Annotated in this window: 21 protein-coding genes; 5 read left to right on the top strand and 16 right to left on the bottom strand. The window is 74.5% G+C overall.

Annotated features, from left to right (window positions below; genetic code table 11):
• Window positions 1-10: 10 nt before the first annotated feature.
• Window positions 11-2806 (bottom strand): thioesterase domain-containing protein, encoded by a 2796-nt coding sequence (locus ACQ452_RS02855; protein WP_433389467.1) that lies wholly within the window; start codon window positions 2804-2806, stop codon window positions 11-13.
• A 275-nt stretch (window positions 2807-3081) separates the two neighbouring features.
• On the opposite strand from ACQ452_RS02855, the gene ACQ452_RS02850 reads away from it, so the two are divergent.
• The gene (locus ACQ452_RS02850; protein WP_433389466.1) at window positions 3082-3705 is read left to right on the top strand and encodes a LuxR C-terminal-related transcriptional regulator; all 624 of its coding nucleotides are present in this window, start codon (window positions 3082-3084) and stop codon (window positions 3703-3705) included.
• A 107-nt stretch (window positions 3706-3812) separates the two neighbouring features.
• On the top strand, window positions 3813-6152 hold the full coding sequence (locus ACQ452_RS02845) for a M20/M25/M40 family metallo-hydrolase (protein WP_433389465.1): 2340 nt from the start codon (window positions 3813-3815) through the stop codon (window positions 6150-6152).
• 8 nt (window positions 6153-6160) lie between these two features.
• Here the strand turns inward: ACQ452_RS02845 and ACQ452_RS02840 are convergent, their stop codons facing one another.
• Entirely contained in the window at window positions 6161-6520 is a 360-nt protein-coding gene (locus ACQ452_RS02840; RefSeq protein WP_433389464.1) for a VOC family protein, read from the bottom strand.
• 204 nt (window positions 6521-6724) lie between these two features.
• On the opposite strand from ACQ452_RS02840, the gene ACQ452_RS02835 reads away from it, so the two are divergent.
• Window positions 6725-8497 carry a 2-isopropylmalate synthase gene (locus ACQ452_RS02835; protein ID WP_433389463.1) on the top strand — a complete coding sequence of 591 codons (1773 nt, stop codon included), beginning with the start codon at window positions 6725-6727 and terminating at the stop codon, window positions 8495-8497.
• 121 nt (window positions 8498-8618) lie between these two features.
• Here ACQ452_RS02835 and ACQ452_RS02830 read toward each other — a convergent pair whose 3' ends face one another.
• From ACQ452_RS02830 to ACQ452_RS02795, 8 genes are all read right to left on the bottom strand, one after another.
• Window positions 8619-8918 carry a MerR family transcriptional regulator gene (locus ACQ452_RS02830; RefSeq protein ID WP_433389462.1) on the bottom strand — a complete coding sequence of 100 codons (300 nt, stop codon included), beginning with the start codon at window positions 8916-8918 and terminating at the stop codon, window positions 8619-8621.
• An 842-nt stretch (window positions 8919-9760) separates the two neighbouring features.
• Entirely contained in the window at window positions 9761-10990 is a 1230-nt protein-coding gene (locus ACQ452_RS02825; protein ID WP_433389461.1) for a trypsin-like serine peptidase, read from the bottom strand.
• Window positions 10991-11114: 124 nt separating this feature from the next.
• Complete coding sequence (mnhG, locus tag ACQ452_RS02820) at window positions 11115-11477, bottom strand: monovalent cation/H(+) antiporter subunit G (protein ID WP_433389460.1); 363 nt, start codon at window positions 11475-11477, stop codon at window positions 11115-11117.
• Window positions 11474-11737 (bottom strand): monovalent cation/H+ antiporter complex subunit F, encoded by a 264-nt coding sequence (locus tag ACQ452_RS02815; RefSeq protein ID WP_433389459.1) that lies wholly within the window; start codon window positions 11735-11737, stop codon window positions 11474-11476. The genes mnhG and ACQ452_RS02815 overlap by 4 nt, the downstream gene beginning before the upstream one ends.
• Window positions 11734-12315: a Na+/H+ antiporter subunit E gene (locus ACQ452_RS02810; RefSeq protein ID WP_433393953.1), complete on the bottom strand. Its 582-nt coding sequence runs from the start codon at window positions 12313-12315 to the stop codon at window positions 11734-11736. Before ACQ452_RS02810 ends, ACQ452_RS02815 begins: the two co-directional genes overlap by 4 nt.
• A gap of 77 nt (window positions 12316-12392) precedes the next feature.
• The gene (locus tag ACQ452_RS02805) at window positions 12393-13970 is read right to left on the bottom strand and encodes a Na+/H+ antiporter subunit D (RefSeq protein WP_433389458.1); all 1578 of its coding nucleotides are present in this window, start codon (window positions 13968-13970) and stop codon (window positions 12393-12395) included.
• Entirely contained in the window at window positions 13967-14449 is a 483-nt protein-coding gene (locus ACQ452_RS02800) for a Na(+)/H(+) antiporter subunit C (protein WP_433389457.1), read from the bottom strand. Before ACQ452_RS02800 ends, ACQ452_RS02805 begins: the two co-directional genes overlap by 4 nt.
• Window positions 14446-17283, bottom strand: coding sequence for a Na+/H+ antiporter subunit A (locus ACQ452_RS02795; protein ID WP_433389456.1), 2838 nt, complete (start codon window positions 17281-17283; stop codon window positions 14446-14448). Before ACQ452_RS02795 ends, ACQ452_RS02800 begins: the two co-directional genes overlap by 4 nt.
• A gap of 321 nt (window positions 17284-17604) precedes the next feature.
• Here ACQ452_RS02795 and ACQ452_RS02790 point away from each other — a divergent pair, with 321 nt between their 5' ends.
• On the top strand, window positions 17605-18582 hold the full coding sequence (locus ACQ452_RS02790; protein ID WP_433389455.1) for a hypothetical protein: 978 nt from the start codon (window positions 17605-17607) through the stop codon (window positions 18580-18582).
• Window positions 18583-18595: 13 nt separating this feature from the next.
• On the opposite strand, the gene ACQ452_RS02785 is transcribed toward ACQ452_RS02790, so the two are convergent.
• Window positions 18596-20194, bottom strand: a complete 1599-nt coding sequence (locus tag ACQ452_RS02785) for an amidohydrolase (RefSeq protein ID WP_433389454.1) — start codon at window positions 20192-20194, stop codon at window positions 18596-18598.
• 200 nt (window positions 20195-20394) lie between these two features.
• On the opposite strand from ACQ452_RS02785, the gene ACQ452_RS02780 reads away from it, so the two are divergent.
• The gene (locus ACQ452_RS02780; protein ID WP_433389453.1) at window positions 20395-20949 is read left to right on the top strand and encodes a sigma-70 family RNA polymerase sigma factor; all 555 of its coding nucleotides are present in this window, start codon (window positions 20395-20397) and stop codon (window positions 20947-20949) included.
• A gap of 127 nt (window positions 20950-21076) precedes the next feature.
• On the opposite strand, the gene ACQ452_RS02775 is transcribed toward ACQ452_RS02780, so the two are convergent.
• Genes ACQ452_RS02775 through ACQ452_RS02755 form a run of 5 tightly spaced genes read right to left on the bottom strand, consistent with a single transcriptional unit; the run spans window position 21077 to window position 26279 of the window.
• A complete protein-coding gene (locus tag ACQ452_RS02775) occupies window positions 21077-21739 on the bottom strand; it encodes an ABC transporter ATP-binding protein (protein ID WP_433389452.1) in 663 nt (220 codons plus the stop codon).
• Window positions 21736-22785: an ABC transporter ATP-binding protein gene (locus ACQ452_RS02770; protein WP_433389451.1), complete on the bottom strand. Its 1050-nt coding sequence runs from the start codon at window positions 22783-22785 to the stop codon at window positions 21736-21738. Before ACQ452_RS02770 ends, ACQ452_RS02775 begins: the two co-directional genes overlap by 4 nt.
• Window positions 22782-23651: an ABC transporter permease gene (locus ACQ452_RS02765; protein WP_433389450.1), complete on the bottom strand. Its 870-nt coding sequence runs from the start codon at window positions 23649-23651 to the stop codon at window positions 22782-22784. Before ACQ452_RS02765 ends, ACQ452_RS02770 begins: the two co-directional genes overlap by 4 nt.
• Entirely contained in the window at window positions 23644-24717 is a 1074-nt protein-coding gene (locus ACQ452_RS02760) for an ABC transporter permease (RefSeq protein WP_433389449.1), read from the bottom strand. Before ACQ452_RS02760 ends, ACQ452_RS02765 begins: the two co-directional genes overlap by 8 nt.
• Window positions 24684-26279 (bottom strand): ABC transporter substrate-binding protein, encoded by a 1596-nt coding sequence (locus tag ACQ452_RS02755; RefSeq protein ID WP_433389448.1) that lies wholly within the window; start codon window positions 26277-26279, stop codon window positions 24684-24686. The genes ACQ452_RS02760 and ACQ452_RS02755 overlap by 34 nt, the downstream gene beginning before the upstream one ends.
• Between the last annotated feature and the right edge of the window lie 250 nt (window positions 26280-26529).

Genomic DNA, 26529 nt, shown 5'->3' with positions numbered 1-26529 from the left:
AACACCTTCCTCAGAGTACGGACGTGCTCGGCGTACGCCGGGCGGGCGGGCGCGGGGCGCTGCCGTCGCCGGTCGGGCCGAGCACGTGCTCCAGTGCCATGCCGACCGTCCGGCCGAACTCCTGTTCGCGCTCGTGCACGACCAGGTGGCCGCCCGCGACCCGCAGTTGCAGCGGCGGGCGCAGGAACAGCTCGTCCCAGGCGCGCAGCGCGGGCTCCGGCACGAGCCAGTCGCTGCCCATGCCGATGATCGCCGCCGGCACCTCCAGCGGCGCCCGCCGCGGATGGACCGGGAACCTCTCCACCATGGACAGGTCGGCCTGCAGGGGGCCGGCACACCAGTCCGCGAGCTCGGGCATCTCGATCATCTCGCGGGCCGCGAGGCCCATGGCGACGGCGGCGTGCAGGAACGAGCCGCCCTCGGTGAGATGCGCGATCGGCGGGTGACCGGCGCCCGTCTGCGGCGCACGGGTACCGCAGATCACGATGCCCTCGCAGGGAGCACCGGCCTCGGCGAGCCGCGCGGCCAGCTCGTACGCGATGGAGCCGCCGAGGCTGTAGCCGAAGATCACGAGCCGCCGCGACGGAAGCGACGGCAGCGCCTCGACGATGGCGTCCACGACCGCGTCGGCGTCGCGCAGGCACGGGCGCCCCATCCGTGCGCCGTGCCCGGGCAGGTCGACAAGCGCGAAGCCGCAGCCCTCCGGCAGGTGGTGGCGGAGCGACTGGAGCGCGCGGCCGGACCCGCCGGCATACGGCAGCGCCAGGACGAGCGGCCCCGGCCCGGGCTGCTCCAGCACGGTGATGGAACACGGGCTCTCGACCCTCGCCGGACGGCCATGGTGCGCCGTCGCCGCGACGAGCGGTCGCACCGGCTCCGGTGGCCCGGCGGAGACCGACGGGTAGGGGTAGGCCGGCAGGTCGATCCGGCGGCGCAGCGGCGCCTGCCCGACCGTCTCCCAGTCGATGTCGTGGCCCTCGGCCCAGAGCCGGGCCGCCGCGGCCAGCAGCGGCGCGCCGTCCGCCGGCACGCTGGCCTCGGCGGTCGGGAGCGTCCACGCGGGACCGGCCTCCACCAGCAGGCAGCCGGCGGGCAGGGCGCGCACCGCCGCCGCCAGGCGATCCGGCGCGGCCGGCACGGGCGTGCCGAGGTCGGGGCCGCCCGTCCCGGCCGCGGGGGCCGTGCCGTGCACCGGGAACGCGGGCGTCGCCGCGACCGGTCCGGCCGGCGCGGGCAGGTCGAGCACCCACGCGCGCACCAGGGCGGCGGCGTCGGCCGGGCGGAGCATGCCGGCGGTCGCGGCGGCGGCGAGCACACCGATCCCGTCGCCGAGCACGGCGGCCGGCCGTACCCCGGCCGCGACCCACAGCTCGGCGAGCGCGGCCTCCACCGCGAACAGCACGGCCGGGTCGTCGGCGCCGTCCCGCCAGCGCCGCCACACCGGCAGGTCCGGGGCGTCGAGCCGCCCGAGCCAGCCGTCGAGGGCGCGGGCGAACGCGGGCAGGTCGCGGTAGAGGCGGGAGGCGGCACGCGGCGACCCCGTGCCGGGGAAGAACAGCACGACCGGCCGGGGTCCGCCGGTCGGCCGGGTCGCGGTCAGCACGCGGGCGCCGTCCACCCGACCGAGCGCCGCGACGGCGTCCAGCGAGCCGGTGCAGACGGCGGCGGCGCGGACCGGGTGCCGGGCGCGGCCGTGCTGGAGCGTCGCCACCGCGTCGGCGAACACCTCCTCGCCGCGCCAGACGAAGTACTGGGCGAGCCTGTCGCGGACGAGGCGTTCGTCGGCGGCGTCGTGCGCGGACCAGAGCAGCACCCGGGGCTGCCCGTCGTGCGACACGGATGCCCGCGGCGGCGCCTCCGCCAGCACGACGTGCGCGGACGTGCCGCCGCCCGACGAGTTGACCGCCGCGACCCGGGTCCGTCCCGGTTCGCGCGGCCACGCCGCCACCCGGTCCTGCGGCAGGAACGGCGCGGCGTCGGCGAACGCGTCGGTCGCGCCGTCCGCCGGCAGTTGCTCGTGGTCGAGGGCCAGCACCACCTTCACCAGTGCGACGAGTCCGGTGAGCGGCCCGAGGTCGCCGACGGCGTCCCCGACGGAGCCGATGCCGCAGCCGCCGGCGGCCGGCGGGCGACCGGCGAGCCGGGTGTACGCCTCCGTCAGCGCCGCCACCTCGACGGCGTCCCCGGCGCACACCTCGACGTACGAGAGGTCGCCGGGCAGCGCCCCGGCCGTGGCCATCGCCTCGAGCACCGCGCCGGTCAGGGCCGCCCGGCCCGCGCCGTACCGGGCCGCGCCGTCGCTGGTCACCGCGAGGCCGCGGATCACCGCGCGGATCCGGTCCCGGTCGGTGACGGCATCGGCCAGGCGCTTGACCACCACCGCGCAGGCGGCGCCGGCCGGGAGGAAGACCCCACCGACGATCGCCACGTCGCAGTCCCCCACCCGCAACGACTGGCAGGCCGCCTGCAACGCGACCAGGGCGCCGGGGCCGGAGCTGAGCACGCTCAGGCTCGGGCCGTGCAGGTCCAGGTGGCGGGCGGCGTCCTCGGCGACCGGCAGGTCGCTCCCGGTCGCCGCGTAGACCGCGGCGCCGGGACCGATCGTCGCCGGGTCGTACCCCGCGTTCTCGACGGCGGCGTGCGCGACCTCCGGGAACAGCCGGCCGTCCTGCTGATCGGCCGGACGCCGGGCCGGGTCCGCACGGTGGCCGCGGATCAGGTTGAGCCAGAATTGGTCGACGGTGGCGGCACCGGGGACGCGGGCGGCGAGCCCGACGACCGCGATGGCGTCGTCCGAGTCCAGCACGTGTCCCCCTGGTCCGTGGCGTCGGGCCGCAGCACGGATCACGGCAAGCGCCGTCCCGGGCCGCCCTGCATGTGTCAGCGACGCTACGGGCGGGCCGGCGACAGGTCCTGTCGCCGGAACCGGCGACGCCCGGCCGGCGGCAACGGGCGCCGGCACGGCGTTCCCCGGCACCCGGTCGTCGCCGTGCTGGCGGCGTCACCCGCCCCGACCGCCGGTTCTGGTGCTAGCGTCCTCGAACGCGGGGCGGTGCCCACGGGACGAACTACGGGGGACTCGTGCTGAGAGCTGACATTCTCATCGCTTCGCCGATCTTCCTGGTCGGCCTGGTGCACACCCTGACGGAAGCGGGGATCACGGTCGTCGGGGCGCGCACCTCGGCCGCCGGCGAGCCGTCCTGGCTGGCGGACGTCCTGCTGCTCGACTCGGACGCGCTGCGCTCGCCGGACGACGTCGCCTCGGCGGTACGGACCTCCGGCCACACGCCGGTGCTCGTGCTGACCAGCGAGCGGGGCACCGGCGGCGACGACTACCTGCGGGCCGGCGCGGCCGGGGTGGTCAGCAGGTACGAGTCCGGCGAGCGGGTCGTGCAGGCGGTGCGGGCCGTCACGGCCGGTTCCCGGTCGCGCCCCGGCGACGCCGAGCCGCCGCCGGCCGGTGAGCAGACGGCTGCGGGCTGCCACCTCTCGGAGCGGGAGCAGCAGGTGCTGCGGCAGATCGCCCGCGGGCTGACCCACGGGCAGATCGCCACCCGCCTCGGCATCAGCCGGCACACCGTCGACACGTACGTCAAACGCATCCGGGCCAAGCTCGGCCCGGGCAACAAGGCCGAGCTGACCCGGGCCGCCCTGCTGGGCCGGATGCTCGACGCCCCGCCGCCGACGGTGGACCCGGCGGCCTGAGCGCCCGCCCGCGCGGCGCGGTGTCCCGGGAAGCGGGGAATCCCGCATCCCGGGCCGGTCTCCGACCATCGACAGGGTCGGTACTCCAGACGGGACGGCGGTCGCAGATGAGTCAGCTCCAGGCCGAACACGGGGTCGCCGAGCCGGCGCCGGGCGTGACCAGGGCGCCGGGGCACCGCCGCGCCGCCCTCGCCGCGCTGGTCCTGCTGTTGCTGGTCGGCGTGGCGTCCGCGCTCCAGCTACGCGCGCCCGCGCCCGTGCCGTCGTCCGCGCCCGCCGGCGAGTTCTCCGCCGACCGCGCCGTGGCGCTGCTCGACGGCATCGCGTCGGTGCCGCACCCGACCGGCTCCGCCGCGTCGGCGACCGTCCGCGCCTACCTGGTCGGCGAGCTGCGCGGGCTCGGCCTCGAACCGCGGACGGAGACCCGGGTGGCCACCCGGGCGTCCGGGTCGGGCCGTGCCACGGTCGGCACCGTCACCAACATCCACGCCGTGCTGCCCGGCTCGCGGCCCGGCGGCGGGCGGGTCCTGCTGGTCACGCACTACGACTCGGTGCCGACGGGCCCGGGTGCCGCCGACAGCGGCTCGAACGTCGCCACCGTCATCGAGGTGGCCCGTGCGCTGCTGGCCGGGCCGAGGCCCGCCAACGACGTCGAGGTGCTCTTCACCGACGGCGAGGAGCAGGGGCTGCTCGGTGCGCAGGCGTTCGTCGACTCCGGCGTGGCCGGGGATCCGCGACGCGTCGTCGCGCTCAACCTCGAAGCGCGCGGCAACTCCGGACCGGCCGTGATGTTCCAGGTCACCGGCGAGGGCCTGGCACCTGCGGTCCGGGCGGCCGGTGCGGTCACGACCTCGCTCGCCGATGCCGTCTACCAGGTGCTGCCCAACGACACCGATTTGACGGCGCTGCGGGCGGGCGGCATCCGGGGGCTCAACTTCGCCTTCATCGGGGGCGCCGCGAGCTACCACACGCCGCACGACGACATCGCGCACCTCGACCACCGCAGCGTGCAGTCGATGGGCGACGCCGTGCTGGCCGCCGCCCGCCACCTGGCCGCCGCAGAGATCCCGCAGCGCGCGCCCGAGGCCACGTACTTCTCGCTGTTCGGCGCGGTTGTCGCCTACCCGCAGTGGCTGACGCTTCCGCTGGCGGCCCTGGCCGTGGCGGGCTACGTGCTGCTCCTGTGGGTCGGCCGCCGGCGCGGGCTGCGACCGGGCGGAGCCGGACGCGCCGCCGCGGGGCTGGCGGTGGTCGTCCCCGGCGCGGCGATCGCCGGTTTCGGCGGCTGGTGGCTGCTGACCGTGGCCCGGCCGGACTTCCTGGTCGCGCTGGCCGGCATCCACCGTCCCGGCCGGTACGCCCTCGCGGAGGCGCTGCTCCTGCTCGTCCTGCTCGTCGCCTGGTATCGCTGGGCGCGGCGCAGGGCGACAGCCGCCGAGGTCGCCCTCGCCGTGCTCGGCTGGTTCGTCGTGCTCGGTCTCGTGCTCGCCCTGCTGCTGCCCGGCGGCGCCTACCTGTTCACCTGGCCGGCCCTGATCGGGGTGGCCGCCCACCTCGCGGCCCTGCGCTTCGCCGCCCCCGGTTCCCCCGTCCGGACGCTGGCGCCGTTCGCCGGCGCACTGCCGGCCGTGGCGCTGATGACGCCTGTCGGCCTGCTCCTGCTGCCGGCGCTCGGCCCCGGGCTGACCGTGGTGCCGCTGCTGCTCGGGGCGTTGCTGGCCGCCCTGCTGATTCCGGCGATCGAGCCGCTGCCGCGCCGCCGCACGCTCACCACCGCGATGGCGGTGCTCGCCGTGGCCTGCGTCGCGATCGCCGGTGCGGGGGTGGCGACCGACAGCTACGACCGGACCCGGCCGCAACCGGTGAGCCTCGCCTACGTCCTGGAGACCGACACCGGCACCGCCACCTGGGTGAGCGCCGGCGGGCCGGGGCAACCGGGGATCGGCCGGCTGGTCACGGCCGGTCCGGTCCGGCTCGACGAGCGGGTGCCGCCGTTCCTCGGCTGGTCGCTGCACGCCGGGCCGGCCCCGGTCGTGGCCAACCTGGCCCGGCCCGAGGTGACCGGGTCGCCCTCGGCGGAGAGCGGGGTCCGCACGCTGCGGGTGACGGCGCCGGCCGGCGCCTACCGCGTCGACGTGTACGCCGACACCTCGGCCCACGAGATCCTCGGCGCGACGGTGGACGGCGCCACCATCGCCGGTGGGCTGACCGTGCCGGCCGAGGCCGCGCCGTGGCGCTGGGGCTTCCGCTACACCGCGCCGCCCGCGGACGGCATCGACCTCACGCTGCGGGTACGCGGGGCCGGGCCGCTGCCCGTCCGGGTGGTGTCCACCTCGGCGACCCTGCCCGCCGCCGCCGGCGCGCCCGCCCTCCCGCCGGAGGCGAGCTGGTCGGGCTGGCCGGTGCTGGCCGGGGAGACGCTCGTCGTGCGCACCTTCCGGCTGTGACGACCGGGTCAGCCGTCGTCGCGGCAGAGGCAGAAGGGGTGCCCGACGGGGTCGAACAGGACGCGGACGTTCTCCTGCGGTTGGTATTCGGCGAGCGTCGCGCCGAGCGCGAGCGCCTCGGCCTGCGCGTCGTCGAGGTCGCCGACCTGGAAGTCGAGATGCATCATCGGACGTTGGTCGCCGGCGGCGGGCGGCCAGACCGGTGACCGGTAGTCGTCCGCCTGCTCGAAGACGAGGAACGCGTTGCCCGGCGTGCCGAGCACCGTCGTGCCCGGTTCCTCGTGCGTTATCGGCCAGCCCAGCAGCGAGGAGTAGAAGCGGGCGAGGGCCCCCGGGTCCGGGGCCTCGATCGCGGTACCCCACCACATTCCAGTCACTCGTGATCGCATACCGGACAGCATGCCAGCAACGCCCGCGCCACCACCGGTCCCGGCGGGGCCGATCGACGGGCCCCGCGCGGGTGGGCGGCTGGTCCACCGCGGCCGGCAACCGTCGGCGACACACCCATTTGGCCTGGCCGGTGCGCCTCGATGTGACGTCGACCAGCCTCGACGAGGGAGAGACGGGGCAAAATGCCAACCATTGCGGAACCCTCCGATCAGTCATCGCCGCGTCCGGGTGCGGGGTCGACCCCGCACTGGAACCCTCAGCGGCCCAGCCCCATGCGGTACGCCCGCTACCAGCCGGCGGACGAACGGATCGAGATTCCGCTGCGTGGACGCACCTGGCCGGACCGCCGGCTCGTACGGGCCCCGCTCTGGGCCTCGGTGGACCTGCGCGACGGCAACCAGGCGTTGGCCGAGCCGATGGATCCCGTACGCAAGCGGCGCATGTTCGACACGCTGCTCCGGATCGGATTCAAGGAGATCGAGGTCGGCTACCCGTCGGCCAGCCTGGCCGACTTCGAGTTCGCGCGTCATCTTGCCGACGAGGCCGCCATCCCCGACGACGTCACCCCTGTCGTCTTCACCCCGGGCCGCCGTGACCTGGTCGAGCGGACCTTCGAGGCCGTCGCCGGCTATCCCCGGGCGGTGATCCATCTCTGCGTGGCGACCGCGCCCGTCTGGCGGGAGGTCGTCCTCAGGGGAACCCGCGCCGAGGTGTTGAAGCTGATCGTCTCGGCCGGCGAGGACGTGCTGCGCTGCGCCGCGCGGTATCCGGGGGTGGACCTGCACTTCCAGTTCTCGCCGGAGGTCTTCAACCTGACCGAGCCGGACTACGTGCTGGAGGTCTGCGACGCGCTGACCGCGCTCTGGGACGCGTGCCCGCAGCGCCCCGTCCGGCTGAACCTGCCGACGACGGTGGAGACGACCACACCCAACCTCTTCGCCGACCAGATCGAGTACATGTCGCGCCAGCTCGCCCGCCGCGACGGCGTCATCCTCTCCGTGCATCCGCACAACGACCGGGGCACCGGGGTCGCCGCCGCGGAGTTGGCGTTGCTCGCCGGTGCCGAGCGGGTGGAGGGCTGCCTGTTCGGCAACGGGGAGCGGACCGGCAACGTCGACCTGGTCACCCTGGCGCTCAACCTGCACTCGCAGGGTGTCGACCCCATGCTGGACCTGAGCGACATCGACGAGGTGCGCCGTACCGCCGAGTACTGCAACCGGATGGTGGTGCCGGAGCGGCACCCCTACGGTGGCGACCTCGTCTACACGGCCTTCTCCGGCACCCACCAGGACGCGATCAGCAAGGGACTGGCCCGCCACCGTCGACGGGCCGAGGAGCTCGGGGTGCCGGCGCACGAGGTGCCCTGGGAGGTGCCGTACCTGCCGATCGACCCGTCGGACGTCGGCCGCGACTACGCGGCGGTGGTGCGCATCAACAGCCAGTCCGGCAAGGGCGGCATCGCCCATCTGCTGCACCAGACGCGGGGGCTGCGGCTGCCCCGGCGGTTGCAGATCGAGTTCTCCCGGTTCGTGCAGGACGTCAGCGACGCCAGCGGGGCGGAGGTCACCGCCAAGCAGCTCTGGGACCTCTTCCGGGGCCGTTACCTGGACCCGGACGGCCCGGTCACGGTCGACGACTGGCGGGTCGCCGGCGCGGCGGTGGAGGGCTACCGGTTCGTCGGCACCTTCACCTCGGCCGGCGGGAGCGGCGAACGGGTCGGCGTGGGACGCACTCCGTCGGCGGCGCTCGCCGCCGCGCTGGCCGGCGCGGGGCTCCCCGTCGAACTGCTCGAACAGCAGGAACAGCCACTCGCCGACGGCCAGGGTGGCGTCGCGGCCTACGTCGAGTGCCGGATCCGGGACCGCACGCTGTGGGGGGTCGGTGTGGACGACTCGTCGGCGGGTGCGCAGGTGCGTGCCGTCCTCTCCGCCTGCAACCGGTCCACCGCCGGCTGACCGGCGGGCGCCGACGCCGCGCGGTGTCGAACGGCCCGCCCGTCGGGGGCGGGTACGACGAACGGTCCCCCCTGCCGAGGGAGGACCGTAGGGCGACGGGACGGGAACCGGCCGCCTGCCGTCAGGTCTGGCGGTTCCGGTTGTGCCGGAGGGCCTCTTCGAGCTGGTCTTCGAGGATGATGATCCGGCAGGCGGCTTCCAGGGCGGTGCCCTGGTCGACCATCTCCCGGGCCCGCGCGGCGAGGCGCAACTGGTAACGGGAGTAGCGGCGGTGGCCGCCGGCCGATCGGAACGGGGTGATCAGTTTCGCCTCGTCGAGGCGACGCAGGAAGTCCTGCGAGGCTCCGGTGATCTCCGCGGCGCGGCCCATCGTGTAGGCGGGGTAGTCGTCGTCACCGAACATGTCGTCGGGTTGGGCCATGCACACACCTCTCCGTGACGAGGGCCCCGGCGCTGTTCGCGCCGGGGCCCAGGGTTACGGGTCAAAACACCATCTACCGACACTCTCGTCGGATTGTCGTATCCGCACCTGCCGCCAGCGGCGGGCTGGGGTGCGAGGATCGCATAAGCGTGACCGGAGACCACCTCTCGTTCGATGGAAACTGCGGTGTCCAGCTCCAGGGTCGAACTGCGTCCTGGAGACGGGCGATCCAACGGTGCTCGGCCCTCCCTTTCCTCTGCTTCCGGTTTCCTTGCCTGTCGTGCTGCCCGCCGGTGTCGGAGCCCCACGCGACTTCATGGCCCCGTCCACGTGCGACGGATTGTCCTGCCAGGCGAGCCCTGAACCAGCACTGGCCCACCCGCGTGCCCTGACCTGGAATTACGCCAGGGTCTTACGTGCCACTTCCACGTGCCTTTCCTTGCTGCGTGCGGTGGTCGACACTCCCCACCGCCGCGCCGAGCGGGCCACGACATGTTTCCGGGGCCCTGCGTATCGCTCGGTCTTGTCGTCTGCGTCCTTGACGATCTCTCTTGGCTACGACAGGAACACTAGCCGGGTGTGGAGAGAATGTCTAGCGGTTTGGACCCAGATTTTCTCGGCGGTCGCCCCCGCTTTCCTTCCCGCGCCGACGCCTGGCGGCAGGGCCGCCTCGTGGCTGATGGCAGGGCGTCCCGTGGCTGGCGGCAGGGCCGCCCCGTGGCTGATGGCACGGCCCGCCCGCGGCTGGGCGCCCGGCCCGCGCGCGGCGCTGGGGTGCCCGGCGCCGACGGGCCGCCGGGGCGTGTGGTGCGCCCCGGCGGCCCGCGCCTGTCAGCCGCTGGTCAGCCGTTGTCGATCAGGCTGGCGATCTCGTTGTAGATCAGGTGCGCCTTCGCGCCCTGGTTCGACGGGCAGCCGCCGAGGTGGTGCAGGGCGATCACCCGGTGGCTGGCGTTCAGCACCGGCGAACCCGAGTTACCGCCGGAGGTGTCGCAGCTGTAGCTGATGTTCCAGCTGTTGTAGTTCGAGTTCTTGACCGTGCACGTCGCGCCGTTCTGGGTGTCCTCGAAGATCGACAGCCGCTTCGGGCTGCCGTCGCCGTGCCCCGGGATGTACATCCGCGTGCCGGTGGTGGTGGCCGTCGTCGCCAGGTAGAGCGTGCCGAAGGTCTGGATGTTGGCGAAGTTGTTCACCGAGAACAGGGTGTAGTCCAGCTGGTTTGAGCCGCCGCTGCTCACCTTGTAGAGGGTGGCGCCGCTGACCTTGGTGCCGGCGCCGGGGTTCGCGCCGCCGCAGGTGGCGCACTGGTAGTTGAACTGCATCTCGCTGCCGGTGACGGCGGACTGGGTCGAGAAGCAGTGCTTGTTGGTCAGCATCCGGTTGGTGTCGCCGACCCGCCAGGTGGTGCACATCCCGCCGCCGCTGATCAGCAGCCGCGCGACCGCCCTGCCGCGGGCGTACTCGTTGGGGTGGCTGCTCTGGTAGCAGACCGCGTCGCGGCGGGCGTCGGTGCTGCAGACGGACTGCGTGGAGAAGTTGTGCTGGGCGATCTCCGCGCGGTCGTAGCCGCGCCAGAACCGGTCGATGGTCGCGACGTTGCCACGGGAGGAACGGCTGCCGTGCAGCGTCACCACCGCGGTGTCGCCCTCCACCGACATCGCCCAGAAGCCCGGCTGCCCGTCGGTGGTGTAGTCCGAGCCGGTCGCCCGGTTCAGGTAGCGGTCGTAGCGGTGGCTCTCCCGGCCGTCGGGGCTCGCCACCGTCACGTAGTCGCCGTGGGCCAGTCGCAGCGCACTGAAGTGCACCTTCACGTACGAGGCGCCGGGGTGGCTGATGACCTGCGTCCCGCCGTCGCTGGCGGCGGTCAGCGCGCCGTCGACGGTGCGCAGCTCGCCGACCGTCGTGACGCCCTCGGCCGAGAACTGCTCCGATTCGGGTGCCCGCTGGGACTGCGGTGCGAGAGGTCGGGCCGAGGACGCCTCGGCGGCCGGCACCGACAGCAGGCTCAGCCCGAGTGTGCAGGCACCGAGCGAGACCGCTGCCGTCCGTAGGCGGCGCAGGGCATGTTTCATCGTCGCTCCTCCCAGAAGCAAGCACCCAGAAGTGCTTTCCGCCTTCATACACGAGGACCGGCAACACATGCAAATATGTCGATGCCTGCCGTGAGGGTGGACGCGCCGGCCCCGGCGGGTCGGTTCAGGAGCGGTCGACGCTGATCCGGTCCAGGTGGGCCGCGAGCTCGTCGGTGATCAGCAGGTCCCGGCGGATCTCGTCGTGCGGGTAGCCGGCCCGCCCCACCATGTGCGCCGCGACGGGCGCGGTGGCGAGCTGGAAGGCGCCGACGAGCACGAGGGTCGTGATGTCCACGCCGGTACGCAGGCGCAGCGCGCAGCCGAGCATGACGAGCAGCAGGCCGAGCACCTGGGGCTTGGCCGCCGCGTGCATCCGGGTGAGCAGGTCGGGGAAGCGCACCAGGGCCGCACCGGCGGCCACGCAGAGCAGCGCGCCGGCGATCAGGCAGACCGCGGCGATGATGTCGAGGACGGCGTCGAGCGTCACTTGTCGGTCTTCCGGGCAGCGAACCGGGCGACGCTGACGGAGCCCACGAACCCGAGGATCGCGAGCACGACCAGCACGGGCAGCGCGGTCGCGTCGCGGCTGTAGGCGACCTCGGTGGCGATGGCGGCGACGACCACGGCGAGCAGGACGTCGGTGGCCACGGCACGGTCGAGGATGGACGGCCCGCGGATGATGCGGACGAGGGTGAGTCCGACGGCCAGGGCGAGCAGCGCGGCGACGGTCACGGCGACGACTGTCATCTGGATGCCCCTTCCGGTTGGGCCGGCTCCGACGGGCCGACGGGGTCAGGTTGGGTCACGAGGCGCAGTTCCTCGGTCGAGCCGACGGCGGCGACGATCCGCGCCTCGAGGTCCAGCACGCCCTGCCGGAACCGCTCGACCTCGTCGCGACTGCGGACGCCGATGACGTGCACGTAGAGGGTCCCGGTCGCCCGGTCGGCCTCGATGATGAGGCTGCCGGGCACCAGGGACAGGGCCTCGGCGGTCAGGGTGAGGTTGAGGTCGGTGTTGACCCGCAGCGGCACGGCGATGATCGCGCTGAGCGGGGGGTGCCCGAACCGCACCGCCAGCCGGGCGATCTGGACGGAGGCGACCACGAGGTCGCGCAGGAAACGCACCCAGAACCGCGCGAGCGGCACGGGGCGGATCCGCCCGGCGAAGGTCACCGGCGGCAGCGGGAACACCGCCAGCAGCCCCACGGAGATCACCAGCCCACCGATCAGGTTGGCCCAGGAGAACGTGCCCCACAGCAGCATCCAGACGATGGTCAGCCCGGTCACCGCGACGATCTTGTTGCGCCGGCGCGCCTGCCGGGTCAGCGCCGGGGCCGGCGGGCCGGCGGGGCTCGTCGGGGCCGGCGGGCCGGCGGGGCTCGTCGGGTTCGTCGGTTCGCTCGTCACGGGGCACCGTCCGGAAACACGGCCTCGACGTACGGGGTCCGGCGGAGCAGGTCGTCGGCGGCGTCGGTGCTGATGTCGAACAACGGCCCGGCCACCACCGTCAGCACCAGCCCGAGCACCACCAGGGCGGCGGTCGACCCGATCATCAGCCGGGGCAGCACGGCCCCCGACGGCTCGGACGACGTGTCCCGGTGCGGTTGTTCGGCACCGTCGGTGCGCGCGGCCCGGACGGTGTCGCCGGCATCGGGCATGTCCGGATGCGGGGCACGCCAGAAGGCCAGGTTCCACACGCGGGCGATGGCGTAGAGGGTGAGCAGGCTGGTGAGCAGCCCGCCGGCGACCAGCGTCCAGGCCAACGGGCTGCCGTCGGCCACGCCGGCCTGGACGAGACCGAGCTTGCCGAGGAAACCGGAGAACGGTGGGATGCCGGCGAGGTTGAGCGCCGGCAGGAAGAACAGCACGGCCAGCACCGGCGAGAGCCGGGCCAGCCCGCCGAGCCGGTCCAGCGCGGTGCTGCCGCCACGGCGTTCGACCAGGCCGGCGGCGAGGAACAGGGTCGTCTGGATGGTGATGTGGTGCACCACGTAGAAGATCGCCGCGGACAGCCCGAGGGAGGTGCTCAGGCCGACGCCGAAGAGCATGTAACCGATGTGGCTGATGAGGGTGAACGACAGCAGCCGTTTGACGTCGGACTGGGCGACCGCGCCGAGGATGCCCACCACCATGGTCAACGCCGCCACCACCAGCAGCAGGTCGGCGGTGCGACCGCCGGGGAACAGCAGCGTCTCGGTCCGGATGATCGCATACACGCCGACCTTGGTGAGCAGGCCGGCGAAGACCGCCGTCACCGGTGCCGGGGCCGTCGGATAGCTGTCCGGCAGCCAGGCCGACAGCGGGAACACCGCCGCCTTGATGCCGAAGGCGAGCAGGAGCATGCCCTGCAGCACCAACCGCAGGTCGTCCGGCAGCGCGTCGAGCCGGTCCACGAGCTGGGCCAGGTTGAGCGTGCCGGTGGCCGCGTAGACCAGGCCGATCGCGACCAGGAAGATCAGCGACGACAGCAGGCTGACCACGACGTACGTGGTGCCGGCCCGGATCCGGTTCTCCGTGCTGCCCAGGGTCAGCAGCACGTAGCTCGCCACCAGCAGGATCTCGAAGCCCACGTAGAGGTTGAACAGGTCGCCGGAGAGGAACGCGTTGCACACGCCCGCGGTGAGCACGAGGTAGGTCGGGTGGTAGACCGACAGCGGGGTCTCCTCGTTGCCGTCGGCCGTGCCCTGCCCGATCGAGTAGACCAGCACGCAGAGGGTGACGGCGGCGGAGACGACGAGCATCAGCGCGGCGAGCTGGTCGGCGACCAGGACGATGCCCAGCGGCGCGACCCAGCCGCCGACCTCGACGACCAGCGGCCCGTCGAGGGAGGAACGGACCAGCAGCGTGGCCGCGACGGCGACGGTGGCGGTGAGGACGGTGAGGCTGACCCAGCGCTGGGCGCGGGGCCGGGCGACGAGCAGCAGCGTCAGGGCCGCGCCGAGCAGCGGCATCACCACCGGCAGGGGTACGAGCCAGGTCACCGGCCGCTCCCCGCGTCGTCGCCGGCGGGGCTCGCCGACCGGTTGCCGGTGGCCACCGTGACGGGCCTGCCGTCGGTGGCCGGCTCACCGTCACCGGTGTCGGCGGTGCCCGGGCCCTCGTCCCGGTCGGCCAGCACCATGATGCGGCGGTCCTCGACGTCGTCCTGCACCTCGTCGTGCCCGTTGAGGTGCCAGCTGCGGTACGCGAGGGCGAGCAGGAACGCGGTCATGCCGAGGGTGATGACGATGGCGGTCAGCACCATGGCCTGGGGCAGCGGGTCGCTCATGTCCTCCGCGGCGGTGGTGCCGACGATCGGCGGGCCGCCGGCCCGGCCGCCGGTGAGCAGCAGGAGGTTGGCGCCGTTGCCGAGCAGGATCACGCCCATCAGCACCCGGGTGAGGCTGCGTTCCAGCAGCAGCGTCACCCCGGCGGCGAAGAGCACGCCGACCACGAGGACGTAGGTCAGGTTCGGGGTCACACCAGCTCCTTCGTCCGGACGTCGGTCAGTTCGCTCTCCTGCTGGTCCGTCTCCTGCTGGCGGTCCATCTCCGCGCCGAGGCTGCGCAGAATGTCCAGGACCAGGCCGACCACGATGAGATAGACGCCGACGTCGAAGAAGACCGACGTGACGAAGTGGACGTGCCCGAGGACCGGCACGTGGAAGTCCAACAGGGCGCTCTGGAGGAACTCGCCGCCCAGCAGCATCGCGGCGACACCCGTGCCGACCGCGACGAACAGCCCGGCGCCGAGCACCACGCCGGCGTCGACCGGGGCGGCCCCGTTCAGCTCGGTGCGCCCGCCCGCCAGGTAGCGCACGGCCAATGCGAGCCCGGCGACCAGCCCGGCGGCGAAACCGCCGCCGGGGGCGTTGTGCCCGGAGAAGAGCAGGTAGATCGAGAAGAGCACGATGGCGTGGAAGAGCAGCCGGGTGACGACCTGCAGGATGACCGACTGCTGGCGGGTGGTCGCGCCGGTGGTGAGCCAGCGTGGCCGTGCCGACTCGGTGCGACCGGCGCCGGGGATGCCCCCGCGCAGGTCGAGATGCCGGGACTGGCGGAAGATGAGGCTGGCCACGCCAGTGGCGGCCACCACCAGGACGGCGATCTCGCCCATGGTGTCCCAGGCGCGGATGTCCACCAGGGTCACGTTCACGATGTTCTTGCCGCCGCCGTAGGAGACGGCCTCGTCGGGGAAGCCGACGGAGATCGGGGTGGCCAGCCGCGCCCCCGCCGAGACGTACGCCATGCCGGCGGTGACCACGCCCACGGCGATGCCGAGCGCGACGCGACCCCGCCGGCTGGACCGGATGGGCCGCGCGGAGAACTTGGCCGGCAGGTGCCGCAGCACCAGCACGAACATGACGATCGTGACGGTCTCCACCAGGAACTGGGTCAGGGCCAGGTCCGGGGCGCCGTGCAGGATGAACAGCAGCGCGGTGCCGTAGCCGGCGACGCCGACGAGGATCATCGCGGTCAGGCGGCGCAGGGCGCGGGCGGCGGCCACGGCGGCCACGATCACCACCGCGGCGGCGACGGCCTGCAACGGGGTGTCCCACAGTTGGAATCGCCGCGGCCAGGGGAACCCGGTCAGCAGGGCCCCGCCCGGCAAGGCGATCATCACCAGCAGGATGACGCCGAGGTAGAACGGGAGCGAGCCACGCTGGGTGGCCCCGGTCAGCTCCACCGCCAGCCGGTCCACCCCGCCGATGAGCCGGTCGTAGACGGCGGCGCCGTCGAAGGGCAGGCGGAGCGTCGGACCCAGCCGTCCCCGGTGGCGCAGGAGGAACAGCCCGACGCCGGCGGCGACCGCCAGCACCGACAGGCCCAGCGCCAGGCTCGGCCCGTGCCACAGCGCGAGGTGGTAGCCGGGCTCGGCGCTGGGGTAGAGGTCCGCGTAAGGGGCGAGGACCTTGTCCACGGCGGGCGCGAGGAGCCCCACCGCCAGGCCGGCGACCGCGAGCACGCCGGCCGGCGCGAGGAAGGGCCACCGCACCGGCCCGCTGGAGACGGCGGGCACGTCGGGCTTGGCGGCGAACGCGCCCCAGAAGAAGCGCAACGTGTACGCCACGGTCAGCGTCGAGCCGAGCAGCACGCCGGCGAGCACCGCCAGGTCGGCGGCGCCGCCGCCCAGCAACGCCTCGACCGCCGCCTCCTTGGCGACGAACCCGGCCAGCGGCGGGAGGCCGGCCATGGAGGCCGCCGCGAGGCCGGCCACCACCGCGAGCGCCGGCGCCCGCCGACCCAGGCCGCTGAGTTCACGCAGGTCGCGGGTGCCGGCGACGTGGTCGACGATCCCCACGACGAGGAACAGGGTGGACTTGAACAGCGCGTGTGCCAGCACCATCGCCACGCCGGCCAGCGCGGTGTCGCGGGTGCCGGCGCCGAGGATCACCATCAGCAGGCCGAGCTGGCTGACGGTGCCGTAGGCCAGCAGCAGCTTCAGGTCGTCCTGGCGCAGCGCCGCCCACCCGCCGAGGAGCATGGTGAGCAGGCCGCCGACGAGCAGCACCGGCCGCCACGGCGTGACACCGACCACGGCCGGCCCCATCAGCGCGACGAGGAACACGCCGGCCTTGACCATCGCGGCGGCGTGCAGGTACGCGCTGACCGGGGTGGGCGCGGCCATCGCGCCGGGCAGCCAGAAGCTGAACGGGAAGATCGCCGACTTGCTCAGCGCGCCGAGCAGGATCAGCACCAGCGCGACGGCCAGGTAGCCGCCGCCCGGCAGGTCGGTGGCGATCTCGGACCAGCGGTAGGTGCCGGCGTGCTGCCCGAGCATGACGAACCCGGCGAGCATCGCCAGGCCGCCCAGGGTGGTGACCAGCAGCGCCTGCATGGCGGCCCGCCGGCTGGCCCGTCGGGTCGGGTCGCTGCCGATGAGCAGGTAGGAGAGGACGGTCGTCAGCTCCCAGAACACGTACAGCAGCAGCAGGTCGTCGGAGACCACCAGGCCGAGCATCGCACCGGCGAACGCGACGAAGACCGCCGCGAAGCGGCCCAGGCCGGGGTCGTCGGAGCGGAAGTAGCGGGCGCTGTAGGCGAGGACCAGCGCACCGACGCCGCCGACGAGCAGCACCATCAGCCAGGCCAAGGTGCCCATCCGCAGGGCGATCTCCAGGTCGAGCTGCGGCACCCAGGTGACCGTCTCGACGACGGGGGTGCCGCTGCGGACCGTCCCCGTCCGGGTCAGCGCCCAGACGAGGGTCGCCGCGGGGGCCAGGGCCACCAGGTAGAGGGCGCGCCGCCCCCAGATACGGATCAGTCCCGGGGCGATCACGGCTGCGAGCGCATGGATCGCCACCAGAACCAGCACATACCCTCCCCAGATTTTGGACGGCCGGTTACCACGTTCTGGACGGCCGGTTAGCAAATCCTAACCGGTAAGGACCGCATACGCCTATCGCGCGATACCGGCCGGGCGGTGGGCCAGCCCACCGGACCCGCACGACGAGACGTCGCCGGCCGGCCACGAACAGGCTCCGCGGCGACCGACGCGACGACCGCCCGCGCACCTACTGCCTATCATGATCAGCGGGTGATCGCCCACCGCCCGGTTACCCTTGACGCCGCTGGCGAGCAGGGTGGGGCACACGCCCCGGCAACGCGGGAATCGAAGCCGATGGATGGGTGGGCGATGCGGACAGGGGCACTGGTGTCGGCCCGGACGGCCCTCGCCGGGGCGACGGGCAACGCCGTCGTGATGGGCGTGGCCGAGGTGAGCACGCCGCTGGGCTGGGTGCTCCTGCCGGGGCTGCTCGGCGTGTCCACCCGCCCCCGGGTGGCCGCGCTGATCTCCGCCTGGGCGGCCACCCTGCTGGCGGCGTCCGTGGTCGTACCAGTCGTGCCCGGGCACCGGGCCGACCCGTGGGCGCTCGGCGTCTCCGCGGCGAGCCTGGCCGTCGTACCCCTGCTCGCCTGGGCCCGGCGACGCCGCGAGGAGCGCGCGATCGCCCGCGTGCCCGCGCCGCGCGACGTCGCCCTGTTCACCATGCCCGCCGGCACGGGACGCGCCGCGCTGGCCCTCTGCCGCGCGCCCGGTGAGGTCGCGGCGGCCGTGCCGCTACGACGGGGCGGCCTGTGCGTCCTGCTCGGCGTGACGCACGGCGCCACCCTGGCCCGCCCCGAGCACACCAGGGCGCTGGAGTCGGCCTTCCGCGGCGAGGCCCTGCGCGGTGCCGGACGTCCACTGCCGGAGATCGCCGGCACACTCGACCGCCTCGTGCGGGACATCGCCCCGGGCGGCTACCTCGCCGCCACCCTGGTGCGGGTCTCCGCAGCCGGGCACGTCACGATGCTGCGCTGCGGCGGCCCGGACGTCGCCGTGCACACCGGGGACCGGACCCGCGCCGGCGAACTGCCCGACGCGGGCCCGCTCGGCCTGGCCCGGACGGTGCCGGCAGCGACGCCGGCACCCGCCGACGCCCGGCGGCTGGCCGTCCCCCCGGCCGGCGAAGGGCCCGCCCGCGCCGCCGGGTCGCGCCCGCCGGCCGGCCCGGCACCGCACGTCGCGGGCACCGAGCAGGCCGTGCTGGCACTCACCCGGCGCCCGGCCGGCGGCCGCCGGGCCGGCCCGGCGCTGGTGGTCGACCTGCCGCCCGGCCGACCCCGCTGACCGCCGGGTCGGATCAGCGCTGCCAGCGCACGACCCCGCCGACCACGGTGAGCCCCACCGTGAGGTCACGCAGGCCCGCCGGCTCGACCTGGTACGGGTCGGTGGGCAGCGCGATGAAGTCCGCGAGCATGCCGGGGGTCAGCCGCCCCTTCAGGTGCTCCTCGTAGGAGGCGTACGCGCCGGCCTCGGTGAAGCAGCGCAGCGCCGTGTCCAGGTCCACCCGCTCGTGCGGGTCCACGCCGCCGGGCGGGGTGCCGTCGGGCTGCTGCCGGGTCACCGCGGCATGGATGCCGAAGAACGGATCCGGGTCCTCCACCGGGGCGTCCGAACCGAACGCCACGGTCGCGCCGGCGTCCAGCAGGCTGCGCCAGGCGTACGAGGCGAGGTCCCGACCGGCGAGCATCCCGCGGGTCAGCGGGATGTCGCTGGTGCAGTGGGTGGGCTGCATCGAGGCGGTCACGCCGAGGCGGGCGAGCAGCGACACGTCCGCCGGCCGCAGGTGCTGGGTGTGTTCGATCCGGTGCCGCAGCCGCCGTACCGCGCTCGGGCTGGTGCGCGCCGACTCCTGCCAGCGGGCATATGCCCGCAGCACCATCTGGTTCGCCGCGTCACCGATGGCGTGCGCCGCGACGGCGATGCCGGCACCGGCCGCCTTCGCCACCAACCGCTCGAACTCCTCCGCCGGGGTGACCGCGATGCCGTGGTTGCCCGGCTCGCCGTCGTACGGCTCGGTCATCAGGCAGGTGTGCGAGCCGAGCGCCCCGTCGGTGAAGATCTTGACCGGGCCGGTGCTGAGCCAGCGGTCCCCGTCGCCGGTCGCCCAGCCCCTGTCGATCGCCTCGTCCAGCGCGGTCGCCGGGATCGTCTTGTGCACCCGTAGCGGCAGCTCGCCCCGCGCGTACAGGGTCTCGTAGGCGGCCCGGCAGTCCTGTCCGTCGAGGTCGTGGATGCTGGTGAGCCCGACGGAGAGCAGCCGGGGCAGGTGGGTGCGCAACTGCGCGACCAGGTCACCGGCCTGCGGGGAGCGCAGCATGTCGTAGGCCGCGTCCCCGGCCGCCTCGCGCAGGATGCCGGTCGGTTCGCCACGCTCGTCGCGGACGATCTGCCCGCCGACGGGGTCGGGGGTGCCGGCGTCGATGCCGAGCCGGCGGAGGGCGGCGCTGTTGACCCAGGTGGTGTGCCCGTCGATGCTGGGCAGCACGGCGGGCCGGTCGGGGCAGACGCGGTCCAGGTCCGCCCGGGTGGGCTGCACGGGCCGGGTCCACTTGTGGCTGTCCCAGCGCCCGCCGAAGAGCCAGGCGTCGGGTGCCAGCGTGGCGGCGTGCCCGCCGATGCGCGCCAGCGCCTCGTCGAGGCTGGTCGTGCCGCGCAGGTCCACCTGTTGCAGGCCACGCACGTAGAGCGCGGAGTGCAGGTGGCTGTCGATCAGCCCGGGCAGCACGGTCATCCCGTCGAGGTCGACCCGGCGCGCCCCGGCGCCGGCCCGGTCGCGGCACTCGTCGAGACCTCCGACGGCGACGATGCGCTCGCCGCGCACCAGCATGGCCTCGGCGTGCGGGCGGGCGGGGTCGAGGGTGTGGATCCGGGCGTTCTCGAAAACCGTACCGGTCATGGGCTGCCTGCTTCGACGTTCGGGTGGGGGGCAACCATGCTAGACAGGCCCGGCGGCGGGCGCGGTGGACACCCGGGCGGCGTGGTGTCGGGAGTGGGCGGCCAGTGGATAGACAACGGTAAGCTACCGGCCAATTACTACTACGACCTGTCGTGGTTGCCGCCGGTTCCGCCCGCGACGGCCCGGGGCGGAGGTTCCGGATGGCTGACGACGACGCGGAGTTGACCGCGTGGGCGCTGGCCGCCGGCCGTGGCGACCGGGCCGCCGCCGCCGCGCTGGTCCGGGCGACGCAGCGGCAGATCCGGCGCTTCCTCGCCGCGTTGGTCTCGCCCCGCGAGGCGGACGACCTGGCCCAGGAGACCTTCCTGCGGGCGGTGCGGTCGTTGCCGTCGTACGCCGGGCGTTCCTCGGCCCGGACGTGGCTGCTCGCCATCGCCCGCCGGGTCGCGACGGACCACGTCCGCATCGTGTCGTCACGGCCGCGGACGGTGCCGATGCCGGACAGGTACGACACCCCGGACCCGGCGCACAGCGACTTCGACCGGCAGGTGGTGCTCGAACACCTCATCGCGGCGTTGCCGACGGACCGGCGGGAGGCGTTCGTCGCCACCCAGATCCTCGGCCTGTCCTACGCCGAGACCGCGCTGGTGTGCGGCTGCCCGGTGGGCACCGTGCGGTCCCGGGTGGCCCGCGCCCGACAGGAGCTGGTCGCCGCGGCGGGCGGCACGCGGCGCGGCGGCGCGGCCACCGGCTGATCCGCACCCCCGCTGAGCTGCGCGAAGACGATGATCGACGTAACCGCCGGCTCGCCGGGGCGGCGGCCGCTCCCGTCGCCGCAGCCCGGCTCCGCGCGCGTCCGCGACCGCCTGCGGCCTGACCGGGCTATCCCGGCGGCAGGTCGACTACCCGGGTCGCCCAACGCGTCATCAGCGCCGGGTCGTGGGTGATGAGCAGGACCCCGGCGGCGTGCTGCCGCTGGTAGTCGGTGATGACGCCCGCGAGGTGTGCCTGGGTGGAGGCGTCGAGCATGGCGGTGGCCTCGTCGCAGAGCAGGTAGTCCGGCCGGTGCACCAGCGCGCGGGCCAGGCAGGCGCGTTGCAGCTGGCCGTCGCTGACCGCGTGCGGGCGGCGGGCGAGCAGGTCGGGCGTGAGGCCGACGAGGTCGGCCAGCTCCGCCGCCCGGGCCCGCGCCGGCGCCTCGGGTGTGCCGGTGGCGCGCAGCGGTTCGGCGATGATGTCGGCGAGACCCAGCCGGGGATCGGTGGCGGCGCGGGGGCTCTGGAACAGGATCGCGACGCGGGTACGCAGGGCGGCGGGCAGCCGGTGCCGGGCGCCCGCCACCCGCTGGCCGTCGAGGGTGACGTGCCCGGCCTCGGGGGCGTGCAGCAGTGCCAGGACCCGGGCGAGGGTGGACTTGCCGCTGCCCGAGGGGCCGCGCAGCCCGACCGTCTCCCCGGGGGCGACGCGCAGGTCGACGCCGTCGAGGACACGTCGGCCACCGTAGGAGACGGCGACCTGGTGGGCGGCGAGCGCGGTGCTGGTCATGCCGGCTCTCCGGTGGTCAGCGGGTGGTGGCAGGCGACCCGGCCCGGGGGTGCGGGCGGGGTGCGGCAGACGTCGGTGGCGCGCGGGCAGCGCGGCGCGAAGGCGCAGCCGGCGGGCAGGTCGGTGAGCATCGGCGGGTGGCCGGGGACCGGCCGGAAGGCCCGTTCGGGCAGGGCGTCGAGCAGGCCGGCGGTGTAGGGGTGCGCGGGTGCGGCGAACAGCTCGCCGGTGGGCCGTCGTTCGACGATCCGGCTGGCGTACATGACGGCGACCGTGTCGGCCACCCGGCGGGCGGCGGCCAGGTCGTGGGTGATCAGCAGGACGGCACCGCCGGCGTCGCAGCGGCGGCGCAGCAGGTCGAGGGTGTGGTCCACCAGCGGCCGGTCCAGGCCGGTGGTGGGTTCGTCGGCGAGCAGCAGCGGCGGGTCGGGCGCGAGGGCGAGGGCGGTGGCGAGGCGTTGGGCCATGCCGCCGGACAGTTCGTGGGGGTAGCGGTCGAGGTCGGCGGGGTCGAGGCCGACGTCGGCGGCGACCCGCTCGGCCGCCGCGGGCGCCGCGCGCCGGGGGTGCCCGTGCGCGCGCAGGGTCTCCTCCAGCAGCCGCCGGCCCGTGCGCACCGGCGTCAGCGCGGTGGCGGGGCTCTGCGGCACCAGCCCGACGGCGCGTCCGCGTACGGCGCGGGCGAGGTGCCGCTCGGGGGCGCCGACCAGGTCGACGCCCGCCCCGGCGGCCGGGCGCAGCAGGGCGCGGCCCGTGACGGTGGCGTTGCCGGGCAGCAGCCCGAGCAGGGCGTGGGCGAGCACCGACTTGCCGCAGCCGGACTCCCCCACCACCGCCACCAGTTCGCCCGGGTGGACGGTCAGGTGCAGGTCCGTGACGGCCCGCACCACGGCGTCGCGGAGCTGGAAGCGGACGGTCAGCCCGTCGACCTCCAGCAGTGCGGGCCGACCATCGGCGCCGGCCCCGGCCGTACCGGCGGTGCCGCTCGTCGCGGCGGTGGCGGTGGCGTCGGCCGGTACGGCGGCGGGCTCGCGGGTGGTGGTCACAGGTGCAGCTCCGCTCGTACGCGCGGGTCGAGGCGGTCGCGCCACCGACCGGTGAGTACGGCCAGGGCCAGCGTGACGACGACCAGGAGCAGACCCGGCACGATGCTGGCCCACCAGGCGCCGGTGAGCAGCGAACGCTGCCCATCGTTGATCATGTTGCCGACGGAGGCCAGGTGCGGGGGCAGGCCGAGGCCGAGAAAGGACAACGCGGTCTCGTGCCAGACGGCGTGCGGCACCATCAGCGTGGTGGCCAGCGCCAGCCGGGGCAGCACGTGCGGCAGCAGGTGCCGGGTGATCACCCGGACCCGGCCGGCGCCGCCGGAGATCGCGGCGTCGACGAACGGGCGGTTGCGCAGGCTGAGCAGCTCGGAGCGGACGATGCGGGCGGTGGAGAGCCAGTGCGTCAGCCCGATGGAGAGGATCACCGCGCCCAGGCTCGGGCGCAGCATCGCGACGATGAAGATGCCCAGCAGCAGGTGCGGCAGCGCCGCGATGGTGTCGACCACCCGCATCAGCACCCGGTCGACCCAGCCGCCGAGGGTGCCGGCCACCGCGCCGACGAGGCCGCCGATCACGGTGGCGACGAGCGCGGCGACCGCGCCGACGAGCAGCGAGACCCGCAGCCCGTAGAGGCTGCGGTGGGCGACGTCGCGGCCCAGGTCGTCGGTGCCGGCCGGGTGTGCCCAGGAGGGCGCGAGCCGGGTGCGGGCCAGGTCCACCGCGCTCTCGTCGAGCGGCCAGAGGACGGGGGCGAGCAGGCAGGCCAGGCCCGCGCCGATCAGCACGCTCCAGGCGACGGCGGCCCCGAACCGGCCCGTACGCGGCTTCGGCCGCCCGATCCGGGCGGGCAGGGTGAGGTCAGTCATCGAGGCGTACCCGGGGATCGGCGGCGGCGTAGGCGAGGTCGGTGCCCAGGTTCGCGGCCAGCACCACGACGGTGGTGGCCAGGGTCGTGGCCGCCAGCAGCGGGAAGTCGCTGCCCAGCGCGGCCTGGACGGTGACCGCACCGAGGCCGGGCAGGGAGAACACGGTCTCCACCAGGACGGCCCCGCCGATCAGCTCGGGCAGGTGGGTGCCGACGAGGGTGAGGAACGGCAGCAGCGCGGTACGCAGGGCGTGGCCGAACAGGACGGTCCGGCCGGGCAGCCCCCGGGCCCGGGCGGCGAGGACGTGGTCGTCGCGGAGGCTGTCGGCGACGGCGTCCCGGATGAACAGCACGAACCACGGCGCCTGGGAGATCGCCAGCACGCCCACCGGCAGGATCAGGTGCCGGGCCACGTCGGCGGGGTCGGTGCCGGTGGCGGTGATGTCGGTGAGCCCGCCCGCCGGCAGCCACCCCAGGGTGAGGGCGAACACGGCGATCGCGGCCAGCCCGATCCAGAACACCGGCATCGACTGCACGGCGTACGCGGTGGCGCGCAGCGCCCGGTCGAACCAGCCGCCGCGCCGGTACGCGGCCAGCGTGCCCAGCAGCAGGCTCGCCACGAGGACGGCGGCGAGGGCGACGCCCACGAGCAGCAGGGTCCAGCCGGCGCGGGCGGCCAGCACGGAGGTGACGGGTTCGTGGCGGCTGGTGGACCAGCCCAGGTCGCCCTGGAGCAGGTTGCCCACCCAGCGCAGGTACTGCACCGGCAGCGGGTCGTCGACACCCCAGTTGGCGCGGATCTGCGCCAGGTTCTCCTCGCTGGCGGTGAAGGCCGCCGCGCCCGCGTACTGCTGGGCGGGGTCGATGGGCGAGGCCGCGCCGAGGGCGAACATGCCGGCGCTGGTGACGGCGAGGATGGGCACGGCCACCAGCAGCCGGCGGCGGATCACCGTGCCGGCTCCCGCCATCCGGCGCGTCCGACGCCGGGGGGTGGTCTTCGCCGGGGCCGGCGCGGCTGTCGGGGCGGGGGCCGTCACGACTTCCTCGTCCAGGTGTGGATGTTCCACCAGAGGCTGTTGGCGACGTCGTGCTCGTGCGGCTCGACCCGGGGGGTCACCCCCGCGACGCCGTCCTTCACCACGTAGGTGTGCTGCAGGTAGGTGAGGAAGATCCACGGCAGGTCGACGGCGAGCTGCTTCTGGAACGTGGCGTACGCGGCCCTGCGGGTGCCCGGGTCGGCGTTGGCCCGACCGTCCCGCAACGCCTCGTCGACCACGGCGGAGCGGTAGAAACCGGGGTTGAAGAAGCCCTGGCCGGCGAAGGCGGAGCCGAACAGCTTGTAGGAGACGAAGTCCGGGTCGTACGGGGTGCCGTAGCCCATGACCACCGCGTCGCTCTTCATCCGTGGGGTGATCGCGTCCCAGTTCAGGCCCTCGGGGGTGATCCTGATGCCGACCTTCTTCGCGTCGGCGGTCACCGCGAGGGCGAGTTCCTTGCGCAGGCTGTCGGCGGCCGGGTACATGAGCGCGAACTCCGCCTGCCGGCCGTCGCGCACGCGGATGCCGTCCGGGCCGGGTTTCCAGCCGGCGGCGTCGAGGGCGGCGGTCGCGGCGGCCGGGTCGGCGGCGGGCCTGCCGACGATCGACGGCTCGGCGTACTCCGAGGTGGGCGGGACCGGCCCGTACGCCGGCTCGCCCGCCCCGCCGAGCAGGCCGGTGACCATCGCCGCGCGGTCCACCGCCGCGTTCAGCGCGCGCCGCACCGCGGGGTCGGCGGTGACGGGGTTGCCGGCCGGCAGCATCACGCCCCGGTAGTCGGCGGTGGGCACCCGCTGCACCCGGTAGCCGGCCTGCCCGTCGAAGCCGGTGGCGAGCCTCGGTGCCAGCTCCGCGGCGTCGAACTCCCCCGTCCGCATCCGCTGCGCGCGCACGTTGTCGTCGGCGACGAACGCGACCACCACGCCGCTGTTGGCGGGCCTGCCGCCCCAGTGCTTCTCGTTGGCCGCGAGCACGAGCCGGTCGCCCGGGGTCCACGACGTCACCCGGTACGGGCCGGTGCCCACCGGCCTGCGGTTGAACTCGGCCTTGTTGATGTCCTGCCCGGCCAGGGCCTTAGCCGGCACGATGCCGAGGGCCAGGCGCTGCGGGAAGGGCGCGTAGGCGTACTTGAGGGTGAAGACCACCGTCGACGGGTCGGGCGCGGTGACCGAGGCGAGCATGTCCAGGTCGGAGCGGAGCGTGGAGTCGACCTTCGGGTCCAGCACCGCCTGGTAGGTGAAGACCACGTCCTGGGCGGTGAACGGGGTGCCGTCGTGGAACAGCACGCCGTCGCGCAGCTTCGCGGTGACCGTCCGGCCGTCCGCCGAGACGGTCGGCAGCTCCCGCGCCAGCGCCGGCACCAGTTGGTTGCCCGCGTCGCGGGCGACGAGCCCGTCGAAGATCAGGGAGCCGCCGTCGACACCGTAGTTGAGCACCGGGTTCAGCGCGTCCGGCTCGCCCGCGGTCGCCACGACGAGGGTGTCGGCGCCGCCCGCGCCCGTCGAGGTGCCCGCCGGCGACGAGCAGCCGGCGAGGACGAGGACGCCGGCGACGGCCAGCGCCGTCGCGCGCGTGCACACGTGCGTACCCATCACATGCTCCCGGGTCTGTTCATCGCACGACCGGTGGGCGCACGCCGGGTCGGCGTCCCGCGGTGACCGGTCGCGCCGCTGCGGTCACGGTCACGAGCGGGCGGACACCCGGAGATGGTCCGGAACATCACCACGGCAGCCAGCCACTAATAGCAGCATTACGCAGTTGCCATGCTTTTGCAACAAGCGCCCCGGCGTCCCGAGGCGACGGTCCGGCGCAGGCCCGACCGTTGATCGCCCGCGAGACGGT

The sequence above is a fragment of the Micromonospora sp. KLBMP9576 genome (genome assembly GCF_050941805.1).
Lineage (GTDB): Bacteria > Actinomycetota > Actinomycetes > Mycobacteriales > Micromonosporaceae > Micromonospora.
The sequence above is the reverse complement of the archived record's forward strand: the minus strand, read 5'-3'. Positions and strand labels throughout refer to the sequence as shown.

Coding starts and splice junctions, on each gene's coding strand:
- ACQ452_RS02845 (WP_433389465.1), top strand. CDS start 3,813: ATGAGTCAGCTCCAGGCCGAACACGGGGTCGCCGAGCCGGCGCCGGGC.
- ACQ452_RS02840 (WP_433389464.1), bottom strand. CDS start 6,520: ATGTGGTGGGGTACCGCGATCGAGGCCCCGGACCCGGGGGCCCTCGCC.
- ACQ452_RS02835 (WP_433389463.1), top strand. CDS start 6,725: ATGCCAACCATTGCGGAACCCTCCGATCAGTCATCGCCGCGTCCGGGT.
- ACQ452_RS02830 (WP_433389462.1), bottom strand. CDS start 8,918: ATGGCCCAACCCGACGACATGTTCGGTGACGACGACTACCCCGCCTAC.
- ACQ452_RS02825 (WP_433389461.1), bottom strand. CDS start 10,990: ATGAAACATGCCCTGCGCCGCCTACGGACGGCAGCGGTCTCGCTCGGT.
- ACQ452_RS02815 (WP_433389459.1), bottom strand. CDS start 11,737: ATGACAGTCGTCGCCGTGACCGTCGCCGCGCTGCTCGCCCTGGCCGTC.
- ACQ452_RS02790 (WP_433389455.1), top strand. CDS start 17,605: ATGCGGACAGGGGCACTGGTGTCGGCCCGGACGGCCCTCGCCGGGGCG.
- ACQ452_RS02785 (WP_433389454.1), bottom strand. CDS start 20,194: ATGACCGGTACGGTTTTCGAGAACGCCCGGATCCACACCCTCGACCCC.
- ACQ452_RS02780 (WP_433389453.1), top strand. CDS start 20,395: ATGGCTGACGACGACGCGGAGTTGACCGCGTGGGCGCTGGCCGCCGGC.
- ACQ452_RS02775 (WP_433389452.1), bottom strand. CDS start 21,739: ATGACCAGCACCGCGCTCGCCGCCCACCAGGTCGCCGTCTCCTACGGT.
- ACQ452_RS02765 (WP_433389450.1), bottom strand. CDS start 23,651: ATGACTGACCTCACCCTGCCCGCCCGGATCGGGCGGCCGAAGCCGCGT.
- ACQ452_RS02755 (WP_433389448.1), bottom strand. CDS start 26,279: ATGGGTACGCACGTGTGCACGCGCGCGACGGCGCTGGCCGTCGCCGGC.